The following is a 19385-nucleotide window of genomic DNA, read 5'->3' as shown; positions in this document are numbered from 1 at the left end:
GAGCCAGATAAATGTAAGTATCCGATGGTTATTAGTGTTTTAGACATATTTAGTGCGCTTTTTAGCTCATTGAGAATTCAATATTTTTGACGTCACAGTTAGCAGGGCGTGAAAATTTGCGTGTAGTCTAATTATTGTCGGCGCTTCAGTTTCTTTTTTGACTTTTTAAGTGTAGGAAACAAGCAGTTCTGAACTTTCTCAGATTTCTCCATTTAACGATTTAGTTTATGATCAAAATTTGCAACAAGGTAAAAACGTAAAATAGACAAATAACTAAACCCATGTGAGGGATAAATATTTTTAGAATTCCTAAAGTACTTTCTCTTTTATCATTCTCCTGATTTACATTTTTGAATTAGACAATGCGAGTCAATATTGTTTGCTAGTTTGTATTTGTTAATTGCAGAAGAGGAGAGGAGACTTGTTTTTTTGTCTTTACTTTTCAGATTTGTCTACTGTTCATGTGTATTGTAAATCACGTAAAAGTTGCGGCCGACTATTTAGTCTATTGTGCTATTCTCGTGAAATAATATACATTAAATCAGGTATTTAGTGGTATTATCTAAAGTGTTTTCTTAGCGTATTTTGGGACGCAGGCTGCAAATGCTGCTATTTTAAAGAGTCTTTGTTTGTTTAGTGTGTTTTCTATGAGTATATTAGGGAGTTTGTTGTTAGTTTTACTTTAAGTGTAATCTGGGGGAGTTTACGGTTTTTGTCATTTGAGAGTTACAAATGAAACTTTTGTAAATAGGGAGAGCTGTTGTGTTATTTAAATTTGTTGTTGTATATTTGTGAAATGTAAAATTCTCAAATATGAATAGCAGGATTAAGAATTTCATGGATCATAAAGGATTGAGTTCTTCGGAGCTGGCAGATACGATTGGCGTACAACGGTCGAATGTAACCCATGTACTACACGGGAGAAATAAGCCCAGCTTTCAGTTTATTTCAAAATTGTTGGAAACCTATCCGGAAATCAATGCCAAATGGTTGATTATGGGCAATGGAACGATGCTTGAAGACGGATCTAAGGATCAAGTGCAGCCGGTTCTTTTCGAACAACAGCAAGAGTTACAAGCTCCTGTGGAAAAGGAAAGGATTAAGCCGCTTGATATTTCAGCGCCAACAGTTGAAAAAACACCTGTCAATCCTTTAGCAGAAGCAGTGCGAGAGACTTCCTCTGAAAAACAAGTAGAACGCATTGTTGTGTTTTATACTGATCAAACTTTTAGAGAATACGGTCCGTCAAAATAAATTATTCTGGTTATCTTTGCCGGCAAATTCGTATCGTATGAAATGAGCCAGCTGAAGTAGCTTTCTTCGAGTGCTTACTGGCAAGTTACATGTGTTACCACGTAAAAACATTCAATTATAAACACATGAAGAAAACGGTTCAGGAGTTGCTGCTAGTAGAGAATAAACAGTTAAACCATGATAATTTTAAACTGGTCTTGCAAGCTCCGACGAAATTACCTGAGATTTTTCCCGGTCAATTTGTAAATATTGAGATTAAAAAAGCAACTGAAATATTCTTGCGTCGTCCATTTTCTGTATTGGACGTTGATTACGAGAATAATACATTTTCGTTGTTAGTTAAGATTCTGGGGCGAGGTTCAAAAGTGTTAACCACTTACGAAGAAGGAGAAAAAATCAGTGTTGTTTATCCTTTAGGAAATAGCTTTACATTACCTCAAAAACAAGATAAGGTTTTACTAATTGGTGGTGGTAGTGGTGTCGCTCCAATGCTATTTTTAGCAAAAATATGCGGACTCCCAGCTGAGAACGTCCATGTCATCCTGGGAGCTAGAAGTCAACAAGATCACGTCAATATTGATGCTTATCAGGCATTTGGGAATTATTACTTTACCACCGAAGATGGAAGCCTGGGTGAAAAAGGCTTTGTAACTCACCATCCTGTATTTACCAATGAATTAAGCACTTTTGATCGGGTTTATACTTGTGGCCCTGACATGATGATGAAGGCTGTTGCTAAGGAAGCTGCAGTCAAAGGTATTTCTTGTGAAGTGTCGTTGGAAAATATGATGGCTTGTGGCTTTGGCGTTTGCTTATGCTGCGTTGAGAAAACCAAGGAAGGCAATCAGTGTGTATGTACAGAAGGACCGGTTTTTAATATTAATAAACTAACATGGTAGATTTAAGCGTTCGTATCAAGGATTTGGTGTTTAAAAACCCGGTATTAACCGCTTCGGGAACTTGTGGTTTTGGTGAAGAAATTGCTGATTTCGTGGATTTGGCTATGCTTGGAGGCGTAGTCATGAAAGGAACCACTTTAAAGCCTCGTCAAGGCAACGACTATCCCCGGATGGCTGAAACCCCTTCGGGAATGTTAAATGCTGTAGGATTGCAAAATAAAGGGGTTGACAACTTCATTCAGAATATCTACCCGAATATTAAGGACATTGACAGTAACTTTATCGTTAATGTCAATGGATCAACAATCGAAGAATATATCGAACTGACGGAGCGTATCAATGAATTGGATAAGATTCCTGCCATTGAGCTTAATATCAGTTGTCCAAACGTAAAAGAAGGAGGCATGGCTTTTGGGGTAAGTTGTCCTTCAGCAGAGGCGGTGGTTAAGGCTGTTCGTAGAGTGTACGATAAACCATTGATTGTAAAGCTTTCACCCAATGTGACCAATATTGCTGAAATTGCGAAAGCTGTTGAAGGTCAAGGGGCCGACTCTGTTTCGCTGGTAAACACTTTCCTGGGAATGGCTGTCGATGCCAATAGTCGGAAGCCAGTTTTATCAACCATCACTGGCGGTTTATCAGGCCCTGCCATTAAACCGATTGCTTTAAGAATGGTTTGGCAGGTATATCAGGCTGTTCAAATCCCGGTTATCGGGATGGGAGGAATCATGAATGCAACGGATGCTATCGAGTTTATGTTGGCTGGAGCTTCTGCGGTTCAGGTTGGAACAGCAATCTTTATTGATCCTACGATTCCAACTCAAATCGTTGAAGGAATCGATTCGTATATGGAAAAGAATAAAATGCATAGTATGAGTGACTTAATTGGTGGGTTGCAAATGTAAATTAATCTAATTTAGATTTGTAAATGACGAAGTATCTCAAATATCTTGTACTTGTTTCTGTATTTGTTTTATCCTTTGGTTCAAAGCGAATCAGCCGGAAAAAGCAAGTGCCTGCCTACTATGAATTGGAGCTGAAAGGGCTTAATTATAGAATCAGGAATGACCTTTCTGACTTTGAACATTCTAAATACATTGCCAAACAGGTTGAGCGCTTTATCACACGTTGGGAGTTGAAAGGAGTTGCCCTTGCTGTCATAAAAGATGAACAGTTGGTATATGCTCAGGGTTTTGGAACAGCTGACCGCATAGGCAATGAGGTAGAGCCAGGAAAACTCTTTAGAGTTGCCAGTGTCTCTAAGCTTATCACAGCCATTGCCATTATGCACTTGGTTGAAGATGGTCGGCTCAATCTGGATGATCAAGTCTTTGGTCCTGGAGCAATACTAGACAATGAATATTTCAGAGAAGTAAGAGATAAAAAGTTATACCAAATTACCGTTCGAAACTTGCTGGCCCATTCCGGAGGTTGGTCTCAGCGCTATGGCGACCCTGCTTTTCATTCTTTGAGTATTGCCAATAAAGTTGGAGATCCTCCTCCTGCTACAATGACAACTTATTCTAAATACGTTGCGAGTCGACGATTATCCTTTCCGCCAGGTTCACAAACCTCTTATTCCAATATGGGATATATGTTTCTGGGCGAGGTTGTTTCTGCCATTACTGGAAAAAGCTACGAAGACTATGTTCGCGAAGATATTCTTATTCCCAATGGTATTTTGGATATGCATATCGGACATAGCAATTTAATGTATAAACTCCCCAATGAGGTTGACTACTTCGAGCAAAGAGGCAGTCAGCAGATCTTCGATTTCAATGGAAAAGGCTTGATGGTTGCTAAATCGGATGGCGGAAATCCTATCGAGCTACTTGGAGCCGCTGGTGGCTGGATTTGCTCTGTGGTCGAATTGTCTCGTTTGCTTGTGCTGATTGATGGCTATCCTCAGGTGCACGATATTTTGTCGGATAACTCCATCCTGGAAATGACCGATAACACCTATGCTAAAGGGCCACTCGGTTGGCGGGCAACAACAGATCATGGCACCTGGGCTCGCACAGGAAGCATGGCAGGATCAGTTGCTATGCTAAAGCGACAACCTGATGGTTTGAGTTGGGTATTTCTTTCCAATACTAGTAGCTGGAAGGGCTCAAAGTTTCCGTATGAAATTAATCGTTTTATGCAGCGTTTGACGCGACGAGTAGAGGAATGGCCCCAGCAGGATTTATTTAATTATTACCCAATTGATACCTTGCCGTTGGCGATTAATCACTAACGTGTTTTTCAACATTATTCGGCAGCGGTTAGCTTTTGCTAATTCTTTTTTTCTATTTTTAAAAGAAAATCTGATTTAGTGGAGGAATGATTTATGAAGTTTACTGTTTGTTTGTGTTGTATACTTATTGCAGTCTCTTCAAAGGCGCAGGAAATTTATCAGTTTAAACAAATCGCATGCAACTTCCCCGAAGTAAAAGAATGTACCTACGATAAGCTTTTAGGGGAAACCTTATCGGTAAAGCTAGAGCAATTCAGGCAAGTTTACACCAAAAATGTCAACTGCGGACCACCCAGTTATACAGCTTCGTTGGAGATAAGAAAACCTGATCTGTATTATTCCATTGAAAAACTGACGCACCATTTTCGAAAGTGCAAAAGGAAAGAGACTCTCAGTCAGGAAAAAATTGAAAAAGATATGGTTGATATTATCAATAAGTCGATTGTCATTTTCAATCAAGAAACCGATTCAATCGAAGAGGAATTGAGACAGGCTAATAATTCAGAAGAAATAATCGGTGTTTTCGATAGAATTGTCATTCAATAGCTTCTGTGGCTTTTGATTTTTTCTGAATCATTTCCACGAAAATGATTTTCGTCGCTTCTTCTTTATTTCCTTATTAAACAAGATTATTTAGGAAGCATTTTACTCCTTGAACTTTTCAATTCTTGGCTTGTTGAATATGTTGAAATTTCAAGAATAATCAAAATGTTAAATAAATAATTTTGGAGTATGTCAGAGTTCAAGATCCTAATGCCTAAACTAGGCGAAAGTGTTCAGGAAGCTACAATTACCAAATGGTTTGTCAAAGAGGGAGATACAATTGAAGAAGATGATCCTGTATTTGAGGTGGCAACCGATAAAGTAGATTCTGAAATCCCATCGCCTGTTGATGGTGTTATCTCAAAAATCCTCTTCGAAGAAGAGGCGCTTGTTCCGGTTGGTGAAGTAGTCGCAATTGTTGAAATCGAAGGAGAAGGTGATAGCGATAGCGATTCCGGAGACACTAACGACAAAGAAACAACGGATAAAGACGAGGATGCATCAGCCGATAAAGCTGGAGAAACCTCTAAAGAAAGTGAAAAGGATGTTTCTGAAAAGGAAGCGTCTAGTAAAACTGTTGCTACCCGATTTTACTCTCCTTTGGTAAAAAGCATTGCCGAAAAAGAAGGAGTTAGTATGGAAGAACTGGAGAGTATTGAAGGTTCAGGCCAAAACGGTCGCGTACAAAAGAATGATTTGCTAAATTATTTGGAAAGCCGGAAAGGCGAAAAAGCTGCGCCTGCGAAAGAAGTCACGGCACCTAAAGCCGAATCGACCAAGCCTGCAGCACCAAAAATTAGTGCATCTATTGGAGCAGATCAGCAGATCATTGAAATGGACCGAGTGAGAAAGCTGATTGCAGACCATATGGTTCGTTCAAAGCAAACTTCTCCACACGTTACTTCAGTGGTTGAAGCTGACGTTACCAACTTGGTATTGTGGCGGAAGAAAGTGAAGGACAAGTTCCAGGAGAAATACGGTGAGAAAATTACCTTTATGCCTGTATTTACAGAAGCTGTAGCGAAGGCATTAATGGAATTTCCAATTGTGAATTCATCCGTTAGCGACGATAAAATTTATTTACATCCTTCTGCTAACGTGGGGATTGCGGTTGCAAAACCCGATGGAAACCTGGTTGTTCCAGTTATCAAAGAAGCCGAGCAAAAGAACTTGCTTGGAATTACCAAAAAGCTGAATAGCTTAGCAGAAGGAGCACGCCATAACAAGCTTGGGCCAGAAGATTACCAGGGAGGAACTTTCACAATTACCAATTTCGGCTCGTTCCGGAATGTGATTGGAACGCCAATTATTAGCCAACCGCAAGTTGCGATTCTGGCAACTGGAACAATTGAAAAGAAACCAGCAGTAATGGAAACACCAACAGGTGACGTTATTGTGGTTAGACACAAAATGTTCCTTTCACTTTCATACGATCACCGCATTATTGATGGAGCAATGGGAGGTGCCTTTGTTAGGCGGATTGGAGATTTGCTCGAAGAATTTGATGTGAATCGTGAAATCTAATGGGCTTAATTTAAAAATCAAGAAATGACAACTGTACCACAAGTATATTCAATAAAAAGTACACCAAAAGAAACGCTTGAGAAGTGGTTTCGATTGCTAACGATTGGGCGTGCTATTGATAATAAAGCGCCTAATTACTTGAAGCAGGCTATTGGATGGTCCTATCATGCTCCTTATGCAGGGCATGATGGAATTCAGCTGGCTATTGGTCAGATTTTCGAAAAAGAAAAGGACCATTTGTTTCCTTACTATCGTGACATGTTAACCGCTTTTTCAGCCGGATTAACGGCCGAAGAGCTTATCTTGAACGGTATTTCGAAGGCAACAGATCCTGCAAGTGGCGGACGACATATGTCTAACCACTTTGCCAAGCCAGAATGGAACATTCACAATGTTTCGTCCTTAACAGGTAACCATACCTTACATGCTGTTGGAGCTGCTCGAGCCATTAAGTACTATGGTGAGAAAGCGGTTTCTATCAGTTCTCAAGGAGAGTCCTCCTTGTCAGAAGGGTATGTTTATGAGGCGATTAACGGAGCATCAAAAGAAAAGCTTCCTGTGATTTTCGCTATTCAGGATAATGGTTACGGAATCTCTGTTCCAAAGAAGGATCAAACAGCAACCCGTAAAGTGGCCAATAACTTCAATAGTTTTAAAAATCTACGCGTTATTCACTGTAACGGAAAGGATGTTTTTGATTCAATGAATGCCATGACTGAGGCGAAGCGTCATGCATTGGAAGCTGAAGAACCTGTAATGGTTCAGGCAAACTGTGTTCGTATGCGCTCGCACTCAAACTCAGACCGACACGAATTGTATCGATCTGAAGCGGAACGAAACTACGTATTAGATTACGATCCACTAGCAAAGTATCGACGCATGTTGATCCGGTATGAGCGCTTTACGGAAGAAGAATTGGCAGCTATTGAAGCAGATGCTAAGGCAATTGTAAAAACTGCTCATAAAGCTGCCCTGAAAGCTCCAGATCCAGATCCGGAATCGATCTTTGATTTTGTTTTGCCTGAAGCTTATGAGTCTGAGAAGTACCCAGACGGCTTGCATGAGGAAGACGGTGAAAAGAAAAAGTTGATCACTGGTCTGAATGAAACCTTGAAAGCCGAATTTAGACATAACCCGGATACTTTTATCTGGGGACAGGATATGGCTAACAAGGACAAAGGAGGAATTTTCAACGTCTCGAAAGGGCTGCAGCAAGAATTCGGGATTAAACGCGTATTCAATGCGCCTATTGCAGAGGATTTTATCATGGGAACTGCGAACGGAATGTCTCGTTTCAGTGATAAAATTCGTATTGTAGTAGAAGGTGCTGAGTTTGCAGACTATTTCTGGCCAGCCATGGAGCAATATGTTGACTCCAGTCATGACTACTGGCGTTCAAACGGAAAATTCACCCCGAATGTGACAATTCGTCTTGCTTCAGGAGGTTATATCGGCGGCGGATTATACCATTCGCAGACGATTGAAGGGGCTTTGACCTCAATTCCTGGGGTTAGAATTGTTTATCCTTCGTTTGCTGACGATGCTGCCGGATTATTAAGAACATCCATGAGGTCAAGAGGAATGACCATGTTTATGGAGCCTAAAGCGTTATATAATGATCCTAAGGCTGCCGCTGTAATTCCTGATGACTTTGAAGTTCCATTTGGTAAAGCACGTACGCGTCGTGAGGGAAATGACTTGTTTATCATTACCTACGGGAATGCGACACACCTGGCGCTTGACGCAGCGGAAAAGCTAGCTAAAGAAGGTTTGGAATGTGAAGTACTCGACTTAAGATCTTTGGTGCCAATGGATAAGGATGCAATCCTTGCCGGTGTCAAGAAAATTGGAAAAGTGATGGTTGTCCATGAAGATAAAGTTCACTCGGGATTTGGCGCTGAAATTGCATCCATTATCATGGAAGAAGCGTTTGAGGATCTGGATGGTCCGGTTCACCGTGTTGGATCACCATTCACCCCAGTAGGCTTTCACCGGGCTTTAGAAAAGGCTATTTTGCCTACTGTAGACAAAATTTATGATGCAGCTAAAAAGATCCTTGCTTACTAAAAACTGAAAATCATGAGTACCGCAATTATTTATAGTTTTAATTCAAATAAAACGGCCAAAGCTGGCGAGAAAATAGTCGAAGCTATTGGGAAAGATCTCAAGTTGGATGTTATTAATGCAGAGGAGATCACTGAAGAACAGTTTCTATCATCCGATCAATTAATTTTGGGAGTTCCAACTTGGTTTGACGGAGAACTGCCGAATTACTGGGATGAATTTGTTCCAGCTCTTGAAGATTTGGATCTGAAAGGTAAAACCATTGCTATTTACGGTTTGGCGGACCAAGTCGGTTATCCGGAAAACTTTGCCGATGGTGTTGGAATCATGGCTAAGCTGGTTCGCGATCGTGGAGCAAAGCTCGTTGGTTTTACTGAAGTTGATAATTACACTTTCGAGTCTTCTCATGCTATTGAAGATGGGAAGTTTATGGGACTTGTCCTGGATCAGGAAAACCAAGCTCGTCTTTCTAAGAAGCGTATCGACAATTGGGTGAAAGACCTCAAAGCTGTTTTCAAATAGGAAAAGATTAATTTTCAATTAGATAACACAAAGGCATGAATTCTGAAGAGTTCATGCCTTTTTTATGAAATAATGGTGAAAACACTGCTTTTCAGGGAACGTAAAATACTTTTGTACTCTTAGTCTGCTTATCTTTGCAAAAAAATGAGTTATGAATAAGATTAAACAGAAGAAAGTAATTGCCTTGGTCGCTCATGATCATCGCAAAAAAGATATGATGGAGTGGGTTGCATACAACTGGAAAGAGTTGGTGCCACACACTTTGATGTGTACAGGAACAACAGGAAAACTCGTTCAGGAGACTATTCATGAAAAATGTGCTGAAAATGAGATTATTCCACCTGATGTAGTGCGGTTAAAGTCAGGGCCGCTGGGAGGAGATCAACAACTTGGTGCATTTATCTCAGAAGGGAAAGTTGATATGTTGATTTTCTTTTGGGATCCCATGCAACCACAGCCTCATGATGTAGATGTTAAAGCCTTACTAAGAATTTCAACACTTTATAACATTCCGGTTGCAACCAATCGTTCTACAGCCGATTTTATTATTTCATCGAAGCTTTTTCATCAACAATATGCGCCAATAATAAAGGACTATTCTTCTTACATTATGCGAGATGTTAAGATGTAAATCATCAATTGAATAAGAATAAAAAGGAAAAGAAAAGCCTTGATTTACAAATGAAAATCAAGGCTTTTCTTTGATTACTAGCGCATTGGGTAAGTTTTATTCATCCTGCTATCTAGGTAGTTTACAATTGTGTAATGTGAATTTTATGTGTCTGGAAGCACGAATGGCTTTCAGAAACCTAGTTTAAGGATTCTATCTAGTTAAGTCAGTTTGGCGACTACAGCCACAGAGCGAGCATCCAGGCTACACATACAATAAAATAAGTGTCTGCTTGGGAAACGATTGTTTTTCATTACCAGGTTCATTGTAAATACCTTCGTGGCTTGTAAATAGTAAAGAAAATTAACGTGCTGAGAATTCAATATTTCAGATCGGTCTGGCAGAGTTGATCGAAATATTGAAATAGGGAGAACAAATAGAATTCAAGAAGATTTGCCTAATTGTCCTTGAAGTCCACGTCGTAATTGTTTACCCGGTCAATTTTAGAGGCTGATTTCGCTTTAAGCTCTCATTACGGTTTTTTATTGCTGTGGGTATTTTCGTATAACAATTGCTCCTTTTTAGTATTTCTATATTTGTCTTATAGTTGATATTATGTTATTTTTATAAATGTAAGAAAAGGAGAGAAAATTCCCTCCTTTTATCTTGGCTATTTATTCTTATTGCTTAAGCTCTTCTAGTTTGCTATTCACAACATCAAATTTATCCATCATTTTCAGACGGTAATACAATGTCTTAAGAGTTTCCAGTGCGCTTAATTCTGTTTGCTTGGCTGCATCTGTTGTTCCAACTGCTGCGTATTCTGCTGCTTTTTCCATTGGCTCAATTGCTTTTTTGAACTCAACATCAGCTTTATTCTTTTCTTCTTCGTATTTGTCTGGCTGATTTGTAGGTACCGAATTAGCAACTTCAATTTGCTTCACTCCCAAGTTGTAATAAATTGCTCCAAGGTTGTAATAAGCATCTGCAAAGTCTTCTTTAATTTCGATAGCCTTTTTATAAGCTTCGGTAGCCTTCTCTGTATCGTCAATTTTGTCATACAAAGACCCGCGAGCAAAGTGGAATGAAGCATTTTCAGGATCCTGTTCGATAGCTAGTTCCAAGTATTTCATTGCTTCGTCTACTTTATTTGCATTAAGGTAGATATTAATTAAAGCAACCATAATTTGGCTGTTCTCTGGGTATTTCTCAAAACCTGTTTGCAAGGCTGTAAGCGCATTGGTTGTATCTTGCTGTAATATGTAGCTTGAAGAAATCAATTCATAAGTACGAGCTCCATTGTAGTCATATTCTGCAGCTTTTTCGTAATACTTAATTGCTTCGTCGTATTTTTCTGCGTTATAAGCAGCTAACCCAGCATTGAAAATGATTACTGTATCAACAGCTTGCTCCGTTTCTTCATCTTGCATCAAAGGCATATCTTGAATTTCAAGAATTTGTTTGAATGATTGCAAGGCCAAGTCGTAATTGTCATCACCAAATGCTTTTACAGCCTGGTCAGTAATATCTGAAATTAAAAGGGTCAATTTTATTTTTACTGAATTTTCATTTCTTCCTTTCTCATCCAGTTCTAATGCTTTTTTGTAAGATTTCAATGCTTCAGTTAAAGGAGCATCAGAAAGCTTTTGGTAGTTTGCATCTTTGGTTTGGTAAAGAGCTTGGAAGATCTCCCCTCTTACTTCCCAGGTTTTAGGCCAAGTCAGTGTTTTTTCTGACTTGTCATTACTTGGGTCGATTGTACTTTCAATGGCTTCAAGCGCCTTGTCAAGCTTACCAGATTCCTTATAACTTTGCGCACTCGATACCTTTCCTTTCTGGGCAAATGACACAGTTACAGAAAGTATAAGTGCTAATAAAAAAACAGTTCTCTTCATCATCATTATTAGTTTTTAGATTTTTCCTACAAATTTAATTTTTTTAAGATCGTTATCAAATGTAAGATTATTCGTCTTGAGTTTCATTTTCAGGAGTTTCATCAATGTTTTGACTTGTTCCTTCTTCATCAACGATTTCTGCGTCTTCCACTTCATCTGTGTGTTCGAAAGTAACCCTTGCAACAGAAGCAATACAATCATCTCCTTTTAAGTTGATCAGTCGAACTCCCTGTGCAGCACGTCCCATAACACGAAGTGATGAAATTGGTAGACGAATGGTCAATCCATTTTGAGTGATAATCATCAAGTCATTTTCATCAACCACACTCTTAATTGCAATTAAGTTTCCTGTTTTTTCTGTAATATTGATAGTTTTTACTCCTTTTCCACCGCGGTTAGTGATTCGATAACCATCAATACTTGATCGTTTTCCATAACCGTTTTCAGAAACAACAAGAACGTCTTCAGACTCGTTCTCTACACAGATCATGCCAACTACCTCATCTGCTTCATTAGCAAGTGAAATACCTCGCACTCCAGACGCTGTTCTACCAATGGCACGAACAATGTTTTCGTGGAAACGAATTGCTTTCCCAGATTTTACCGCGATCATGATATCTTGGTTGCCATTGGTTAAGCGTGCCTCCAATAGTTGGTCTCCCTCACGAATTGTAATCGCATTTACCCCATTTTGACGAGGGCGAGAATATGCTTCGAGTGAGGTCTTTTTAATAACTCCTTTTTTGGTACAAAGAATGATGTAGTTATTATTAATATACTCTTCATCATCCAATCTTTTGACCTTGTTGTAAGCCAACACTTGGTCGTCCGGCTCAATATTCAATAAGTTTTGAATTGCTCTTCCTTTAGATGTCTTCGTGCCTTCAGGAATCTGGTAAACTTTAAGCCAGAAACACTTTCCTTTTTCTGTAAAAAGAAGAAGCGTGTTGTGCATCGTTGCAATGAACATGTGCTCCAGGAAGTCTTCGTCTCTGGTTGAGCCTCCTTTGGAACCGGTACCTCCCCTGCCCTGAGTTTTAAACTCGGTCAACGGCGTACGCTTAATGTATCCCATGTGAGAAATTGTGATGACCATTTCTTCATCGGCATAGAAGTCTTCTGGGTTGAATTCTTCAGCGTTCGGGACAATTTCAGTTTTACGTTCGTCGCCGTACTTGGCTTTTACTTCAAGCAACTCGTCTTTTATAATCGACATCCGAAGTTCTTCGTTTGCAAGAATTTCATGACAACGATCAATGAACTTCATGATTTCCTCATACTCAGCACGTAGCTTGTCTTGCTCTAGTCCAGTAAGCTGACGCAGACGCATTTCTACGATCGCACGGGACTGAATTTCAGTTAATTCAAATTTAGCAATCAATCGATCGCGTGCTTCCTCTGGTGTTTTTGAGCTTCTTATTAATGCAATAACTTCATCAATATTGTCACTTGCAATAATCAATCCTTCCAAGATATGTGCTCTCTTTTCTGCCTGTTCCAATTCATATTGCGTACGTCGTACAACAACATCGTGACGGTGCTCTACGAAATAATGAATTAGCTGCTTTAAATTAAGCAATCTTGGACGACCTTTTACCAAGGCAATATTGTTTACGCTAAAGCTGCTTTGAAGCTGTGTATACTTATACAGCTTATTTAAAACAACATTTGAGATCTCATCTTTTTTGATGTCGATAACAATACGCATCCCGTCACGGTCCGATTCATCGTTCACATTCGAAATCCCTTCGATTTTCTTTTCGTGAACAAGCTCAGCAATTTTAATAATGAGCTCAGCTTTGTTTACCAAGTATGGAATTTCGGTTACAATGATTTTTTCACGTCCGTTTGATCCAACTTCAACGTGTGCTTTTCCTCTTAAAACAATGCGTCCGCGACCTGTTTCATAGGCATCCTCTACTCCTTTGTAACCATAAATAATACCTCCTGTAGGAAAGTCAGGGGCTTTAATAATTGGAACAAGCTCGGCTATTTCAATTTCACGGTTGTCAATGTATGCCACGATGGCATCAATGGTGTCAGTTAGGTTGTGTGGTGGCATATTTGTTGCCATTCCCACAGCAATACCCGAAGCACCATTTACCAGCAAGTTTGGAATACGAGTTGGTAGTACGGTTGGTTCTTGCAACGACTCATCAAAGTTCGGTTGCAAATCAACGGTGTTTTTATCAAGATCCTGAAGTGTTTCTTCTGCAATCTTTGCCATTCTGGCTTCCGTATAACGCATTGCAGCAGGGCTATCTCCATCAATTGATCCGTAGTTACCCTGGCCATCTACCAACGGGTATCTAAGTGACCATTCCTGTGCCATACGTACCATGGTGAAATAAACTGAAGAGTCACCGTGAGGGTGGTATTTACCAAGAACTTCCCCTACAATCCTAGCCGACTTTTTATAGGGACGGTTGGACAGTATTCCTAACTCACTCATTCCAAATAGAACCCGACGGTGAACTGGTTTTAAACCATCCCGCACATCAGGTAGTGCTCTTGAAACAATGACTGACATCGAATAGTCGATGTAAGCAGATTTCATCTGCTCTTCAATATTTATTTTTATAATTTTTTCGCCTTCAGCCATTTAATCCTCCTTTTAAAGAAATTTTATGTTGAAAAATTTTGACTTACAAAAATATAAAAATACTAATAATAACAGCCATTTTAAGCGCATTTTAATTCCCCCTGAAACACAAGATTTTAACAGTTCAGTGTTCAAAAAACCAACAAATTAAACGGTAGGGTCTGTAAATATTGATTATTTTTATCATTGATAAGATCCATAGGACAAGACGTCAGTCGTTCCAACATTTCGGAATGGTATTTGTTACTAGGAGAAACATTGTTTTATTGATTAATAATAAGGACAGTTTATTATGGATTCTCAATTTTCACCAAGAATAAAGGATGTTCTCACTTATAGTCGGGAGGAAGCTATTCGGTTAGGCAATGAGCAGATTGGGCTTGAGCATATTTTTTTGGGGATTTTGAGAGAGGGAGAAGGAATTGCAATTGATATTCTCACCAATTTGGGAGTAAATTTATCTGAAGTAAAAGAAGCGATCGAAAGTACGCTTCGTACTGATAATATGATTGATCCGCAAGCTTCTGTTCAGCTCTTAAAATCAGCAGAAAAAGCACTTAAGCTAGTTTACCTTGAAGCCCGTGCCTTCAATAGCTCAACAATTAATACCGGACATTTGCTGCTGGCACTTTTAAAAGATAAGGAAAGTCAAATCGCAGCATTGTTAAGCGAATTTCATGTGAATTATTACATTTTAAAATCGCGATTGGAAGATTATAAACAGCCGGAAGCAAAGTCTGACTTTGGAGACGAAGATGATGTTGACGATCCCTTCTCAAAGCAGCAGCCCACAGGCAGTTCGTCTTCTAAAAAAACAGGTTCTGCAAAATCAGAAACCCCTGTGCTCGATAACTTTGGTATCGATATTACAAAGGCGGCTGAGGAGAACAATCTCGACCCAATTGTAGGGCGTGAAAAAGAAATTGAGCGTTTGGCTCAAATTCTGTCACGTAGAAAAAAGAATAACCCAATTTTAATCGGCGAACCAGGAGTTGGTAAGTCTGCAATTGCTGAAGGACTTGCTATTCGCATCATTCAAAAGAAAGTTTCGCGCGTATTGTTTGATAAGCGTGTGGTTAGCTTGGATATTGCTTCGATTGTTGCAGGAACAAAGTACCGGGGACAGTTTGAGGAGCGGATGAAAGCGATTTTGAATGAGTTATCGAAAGTAAGCAACGTCATTTTGTTTATTGACGAGATTCATACCATCGTTGGAGCAGGTGGAGCAACCGGTTCGCTGGATGCTGCCAACATGCTGAAGCCAGCACTTGCACGGGGTGATATCCAGTGTATTGGAGCAACAACGCTCGATGAGTATCGTCAGCAAATTGAAAAAGATGGTGCCTTGGAGCGTCGTTTTCAAAAAGTGATGGTAGAGCCTACTTCTGTCGATGAAACCATCGAAATCTTGAATAACATCAAGGAGCGATACGAAGATCACCACAATGTGATTTACTCGAAAGAAGCAATTGAAGCTTGTGTCAAATTGACAGCTCGATACATTACTGACCGCTATCTACCAGACAAGGCAATTGATGCTTTGGATGAGGCTGGTAGCCGGGTGCATATTTCAAACATTAATGTACCGGACCGGATTGTTAAGTTGGAAGAAAAGATTGAGAGCACCCGCGAAGAGAAAATCAAAGCGGTAAAAAGCCAGAACTTCGAAGTAGCAGCTAACCATCGGGATAAAGAAAAGAACTTGCTTCAGCTTTTGGAACAGGAAAAAGAAGCCTGGGAAAAAGAATTAATCAGTCACCGAGAAGTGGTTGAAGAAGAGAAAGTGGCCGAAGTTGTTGCTATGATGTCTGGAGTGCCAGTGCAGCGAATAGCACAAGCAGAGGGCATTCGGCTAATGAACATGGGAGCCAAACTTAAAGGTAGTGTGGTCGGTCAAGACGATGCAATTGCTAAGATTGTAAAAGCAATTCAGCGAAATCGTGCTGGATTGAAAGACCCCAATAAACCAATTGGTTCATTTGTTTTTCTCGGTCCAACGGGCGTTGGAAAAACTCAGTTGGCTAAAGTGCTTACCAGGTATTTATTTGATAGCATCGACTCGCTGATTCGGATTGACATGAGCGAGTACATGGAGAAATTCTCTGTTTCACGCTTGGTTGGTGCACCTCCGGGGTATATTGGTTACGAAGAAGGTGGCCAGTTGACTGAAAAAGTGCGTCGGAAGCCCTACTCTGTTGTTTTGCTTGACGAAATTGAAAAAGCACACCCGGATGTTTTCCACTTGCTGTTGCAAGTTTTGGATGAAGGACGCTTGACCGATAGCTTGGGACGAAATATTGATTTCAAAAACACGATTATCATTATGACATCGAATATTGGTTCGCGTCAACTGAAAGATTTTGGTCGTGGAGTTGGTTTTTCGACGCCTAAAACTGTAGAGGAGGAAAATGACCATGCTAAGTACATTGTTCAAAAGGCATTGAAACGAGCTTTTGCTCCAGAGTTTCTAAACCGGATTGACGATGTTATCATGTTCAATACACTTTCGAAAGAAGATATCTTCCAAATTATTGATATCGAATTGAAGGAACTGTACGGTCGTGTCGAAGCTTTGAATTATAAATTGAAAATTTCAAAGGCTGCCAAAGATTTTATTGCAGAAAAAGGCTACGATTCTCAATATGGAGCTCGTCCTTTGAAACGGGCAATTCAGAAATACCTGGAAGATGAAATGGCTGAGGTGATCATTAAAGCATCAATAACCGAAGGAGATACGATCTCAATTGGTTTTGATAAGAAAAATGAGAAGATCAAGGTTAAAATCTTAGAAACTAAAGATAAAGACAACAAAACAGCTAAGTAAATCACAAATTTAGCTTAAAACCATATTTTGGGCGTTAACCAGTTGATAGACATCATCAAATGAGTTGGCGCCCATTAATTTTGCCCGTAACTGAGATGCTCCTTCAAATCCATTGGCGTAGATCTTGTAAAATCGCTTTAGAATATTGAAGTTCTTCACTCCTCCCCAATTTTTTTCAAATAGCTGTGTATGCCTTACCAGTTGCTCCATTTTTTCATCTTTTGTTCGCTCGAGCTGCAGGGAGTTGAAAAACCAGGGGTTGTGAAAAATGCCTCGCCCGATCATTATGCCATCTACTCCATATTGCTGCGAATAGTCCATGGACTGGGCATAAGAAAGTACATCTCCATTTCCTAGAATTGGGATTGTAAGCCCTTGTTGATTGCGAATTGCAACAGCTTTTGCTATTTCGTTCCAATTGGCTTCGCCATCAGACTGCTGTTTTTGAACTCGTCCGTGTAATGTAATTGCGGCCGGCTTTGTCTCCAGTAGCTGGGTGATCCATCGCTCAGTCTCATGAGCTTTTAGTCCGGTTCTTGTCTTCACTGAAACAGGTAAATGGGTTGCTTCCTTGGTGGCATAAATAATCTCTTGAGCTAACTCCGGTGTCCCAATCAATGCACTGCAAGAACCTTGCTTTACTACATTTTTCACTGGACACCCCATATTGATGTCGATGCCATCGAATTGGTATTCTTCCGTAATTTCACGAGTAACCTTATAAAATACTTCGGGCTTATTTCCCCAAATCTGAGCAATTAGCCGAATGCCTTTTTCTTTGAGAATTGCTCGTTCGCTATCACTGACAATCAAGCGTTCAGAAACACGCTTTTTGCCTACAGGATGATTCATGCCATCAACAGCAGTGAATTCGGTAAAGAACAGGTGGAGACAGCCTGGTTCGGAGAGCTGGGCTACCAGTTCCCGAAACGAGGTGTCAGTAACATCTTCCATGGGCGCTAAAGCAAGAATAGGCCCTTCTATTTCATTCCAAAAATTACTCATAGATATTTATTCTGAAGCCGAACGCTGAGCTTGACTCAGCTTACTATCGATGCTTTTTCTAAAACTTTTTCGGTTGCCAAATTTACGTTTGAAATCCTGAACGTACAACAAACGTTCTTCTTCGTTGGCATTTAACACCGTTTTACACTCATCAGTACAACACCCATTGTATTGTTTGGCGCACTCTTCGCACTGAATAAACAGAATATGACAAAGGTTGTTGGCGCAGTTCGTGTGGGTATCGCAGGCCTTACCACACTGATGACAACGGGCAATAACTTGGTTGCTGATCCTTTCGCCTAGTCGCTCGTCAAACACAAAATTTTTCCCAATGAATTTTGAGTCTAGCTTTAGCTGCTTGATTTGCCGAGCATATTCGATGATTCCTCCATGCAGTTGGTTGACATCTTTGAAGCCATGATGTTTTAAATAAGCGCTGGCTTTTTCACAACGCACGCCTCCTGTGCAGTATAGTAGTACTTTCCTGTCTTTTTGATCCTGAAAATCAGCAACGACCATTTCAATTTCTTCCCTGAAGGTATCGGCCTCAGGACATACAGCTCCTTTAAAATGCCCTACTTCACTTTCGTAATGGTTCCGCATATCAATCAATAAGGTCGATGAATCATCAATTAAATCGTGAAATTCCTTTGCCGAAAGATGTGTTCCAACATTACTCACGTCAAATGCTTGATCATTCAGGCCATCAGCAACAATTTTGGGGCGAACTTTTATGGTAAGCTTGTAAAATGATTTGCCATCATCTTCAACGGCATACTTAATTGGCATATTCTCCAATCCTTGCGTATTATCTAACAGTTGCAAAAACTGGTCTAAAGCATGTTCCGGAACACTCATTTGGGCATTGATTCCTTCACGAGCAATGTAAATTCGTCCAAAGCAATTAAGCTGACTCCATTGTCGATAACAGTCATCTCGAAAGGCTTGAGGTTCTTTAATTCGTACATAACGATAAAAGGAAATAGTTTTCCGCTTAAATGTCTCTTCCTCCAAAAGAGCTTTTAGCTCCTCTTTGCTGAATTTATTGTAGAGCTGCATAGTTGTAATATTTGCTGGCAAAGATAAAAAAAACTCTCAATTCAGATTTAAAGGTGTTTTTGTCTGATAGAATTCGCAAAAATCAGAATTATTTACTCTTATTCTGAAAGTATTTCGTCTTAATAGCTTACAAATTCAAACATATTCTATAACATATTGACTTTTTTTAAGTTTTGGAAAACAGGATATTACAGTTATACAAAACCAATTATTTTGGGAATCATTAAGAAATTTTAAGGTTTTTTTAATATTCGATCGAAATAGTTGCTATATTAGCACTGCATTTAAAAACAAATGCTTTAGAATGAAATCCTTATAGATACCTTTTCTCTTTAAACCAATATTTAT

The 19385-nt window shown here is 39.6% G+C and carries 14 protein-coding genes; 10 read left to right on the top strand and 4 right to left on the bottom strand.

The annotated features are described in order from the left end of the window. The first annotated feature begins 813 nt into the window (after nucleotides 1-813). The 9 genes from BM156_RS09330 (at nucleotide 814) to BM156_RS09290 (ending at nucleotide 9673) form a co-directional block, all read left to right on the top strand. Complete coding sequence (locus BM156_RS09330; protein ID WP_093919589.1) at nucleotides 814-1254, top strand: helix-turn-helix domain-containing protein; 441 nt, start codon at nucleotides 814-816, stop codon at nucleotides 1252-1254. A 125-nt stretch (nucleotides 1255-1379) separates the two neighbouring features. Beyond that, nucleotides 1380-2153 carry a dihydroorotate dehydrogenase electron transfer subunit gene (locus tag BM156_RS09325; protein ID WP_093919588.1) on the top strand — a complete coding sequence of 258 codons (774 nt, stop codon included), beginning with the start codon at nucleotides 1380-1382 and terminating at the stop codon, nucleotides 2151-2153. After that, nucleotides 2147-3058, top strand: coding sequence for a dihydroorotate dehydrogenase (locus BM156_RS09320; RefSeq protein ID WP_093919587.1), 912 nt, complete (start codon nucleotides 2147-2149; stop codon nucleotides 3056-3058). The genes BM156_RS09325 and BM156_RS09320 overlap by 7 nt, the downstream gene beginning before the upstream one ends. A 23-nt stretch (nucleotides 3059-3081) precedes the next feature. Beyond that, nucleotides 3082-4389, top strand: a complete 1308-nt coding sequence (locus BM156_RS09315) for a serine hydrolase domain-containing protein (RefSeq protein WP_093919586.1) — start codon at nucleotides 3082-3084, stop codon at nucleotides 4387-4389. A 93-nt stretch (nucleotides 4390-4482) separates the two neighbouring features. Further along, a complete protein-coding gene (locus BM156_RS09310) occupies nucleotides 4483-4935 on the top strand; it encodes a hypothetical protein (RefSeq protein WP_093919585.1) in 453 nt (150 codons plus the stop codon). Between the two features lie 186 nt (nucleotides 4936-5121). Next, the gene (locus BM156_RS09305; protein WP_093919584.1) at nucleotides 5122-6456 is read left to right on the top strand and encodes a dihydrolipoamide acetyltransferase family protein; all 1335 of its coding nucleotides are present in this window, start codon (nucleotides 5122-5124) and stop codon (nucleotides 6454-6456) included. Nucleotides 6457-6480: 24 nt separating this feature from the next. Further along, nucleotides 6481-8523: an alpha-ketoacid dehydrogenase subunit alpha/beta gene (locus BM156_RS09300; RefSeq protein WP_093919583.1), complete on the top strand. Its 2043-nt coding sequence runs from the start codon at nucleotides 6481-6483 to the stop codon at nucleotides 8521-8523. 12 nt (nucleotides 8524-8535) lie between these two features. Further along, complete coding sequence (locus tag BM156_RS09295) at nucleotides 8536-9042, top strand: flavodoxin (protein ID WP_093919582.1); 507 nt, start codon at nucleotides 8536-8538, stop codon at nucleotides 9040-9042. 151 nt (nucleotides 9043-9193) lie between these two features. After that, on the top strand, nucleotides 9194-9673 hold the full coding sequence (locus tag BM156_RS09290; protein ID WP_170846916.1) for a methylglyoxal synthase: 480 nt from the start codon (nucleotides 9194-9196) through the stop codon (nucleotides 9671-9673). A 659-nt stretch (nucleotides 9674-10332) separates the two neighbouring features. Here BM156_RS09290 and BM156_RS09285 read toward each other — a convergent pair. Together BM156_RS09285 and gyrA are read right to left on the bottom strand one after the other, a co-directional pair. Beyond that, nucleotides 10333-11553, bottom strand: coding sequence for a tetratricopeptide repeat protein (locus BM156_RS09285; RefSeq protein ID WP_093919581.1), 1221 nt, complete (start codon nucleotides 11551-11553; stop codon nucleotides 10333-10335). A gap of 61 nt (nucleotides 11554-11614) precedes the next feature. Next, nucleotides 11615-14149 (bottom strand): DNA gyrase subunit A, encoded by a 2535-nt coding sequence (gene gyrA / locus BM156_RS09280; RefSeq protein ID WP_093919580.1) that lies wholly within the window; start codon nucleotides 14147-14149, stop codon nucleotides 11615-11617. 292 nt (nucleotides 14150-14441) lie between these two features. Between gyrA and BM156_RS09275 the strand changes: the two genes are divergently transcribed. Beyond that, entirely contained in the window at nucleotides 14442-16973 is a 2532-nt protein-coding gene (locus BM156_RS09275; RefSeq protein WP_093919579.1) for an ATP-dependent Clp protease ATP-binding subunit, read from the top strand. Nucleotides 16974-16982: 9 nt separating this feature from the next. On the opposite strand, the gene BM156_RS09270 is transcribed toward BM156_RS09275, so the two are convergent. Beyond that, entirely contained in the window at nucleotides 16983-17978 is a 996-nt protein-coding gene (locus BM156_RS09270) for a tRNA dihydrouridine synthase (protein ID WP_093919578.1), read from the bottom strand. 6 nt (nucleotides 17979-17984) lie between these two features. Beyond that, entirely contained in the window at nucleotides 17985-19037 is a 1053-nt protein-coding gene (gene trhO, locus BM156_RS09265) for an oxygen-dependent tRNA uridine(34) hydroxylase TrhO (protein WP_093919577.1), read from the bottom strand. Between the last annotated feature and the right edge of the window lie 348 nt (nucleotides 19038-19385).

It is taken from the genome of Sunxiuqinia elliptica, assembly GCF_900113005.1.
Lineage (GTDB): Bacteria > Bacteroidota > Bacteroidia > Bacteroidales > Prolixibacteraceae > Sunxiuqinia > Sunxiuqinia elliptica.
This window is presented reverse-complemented; position numbering and strand designations above follow the sequence as displayed.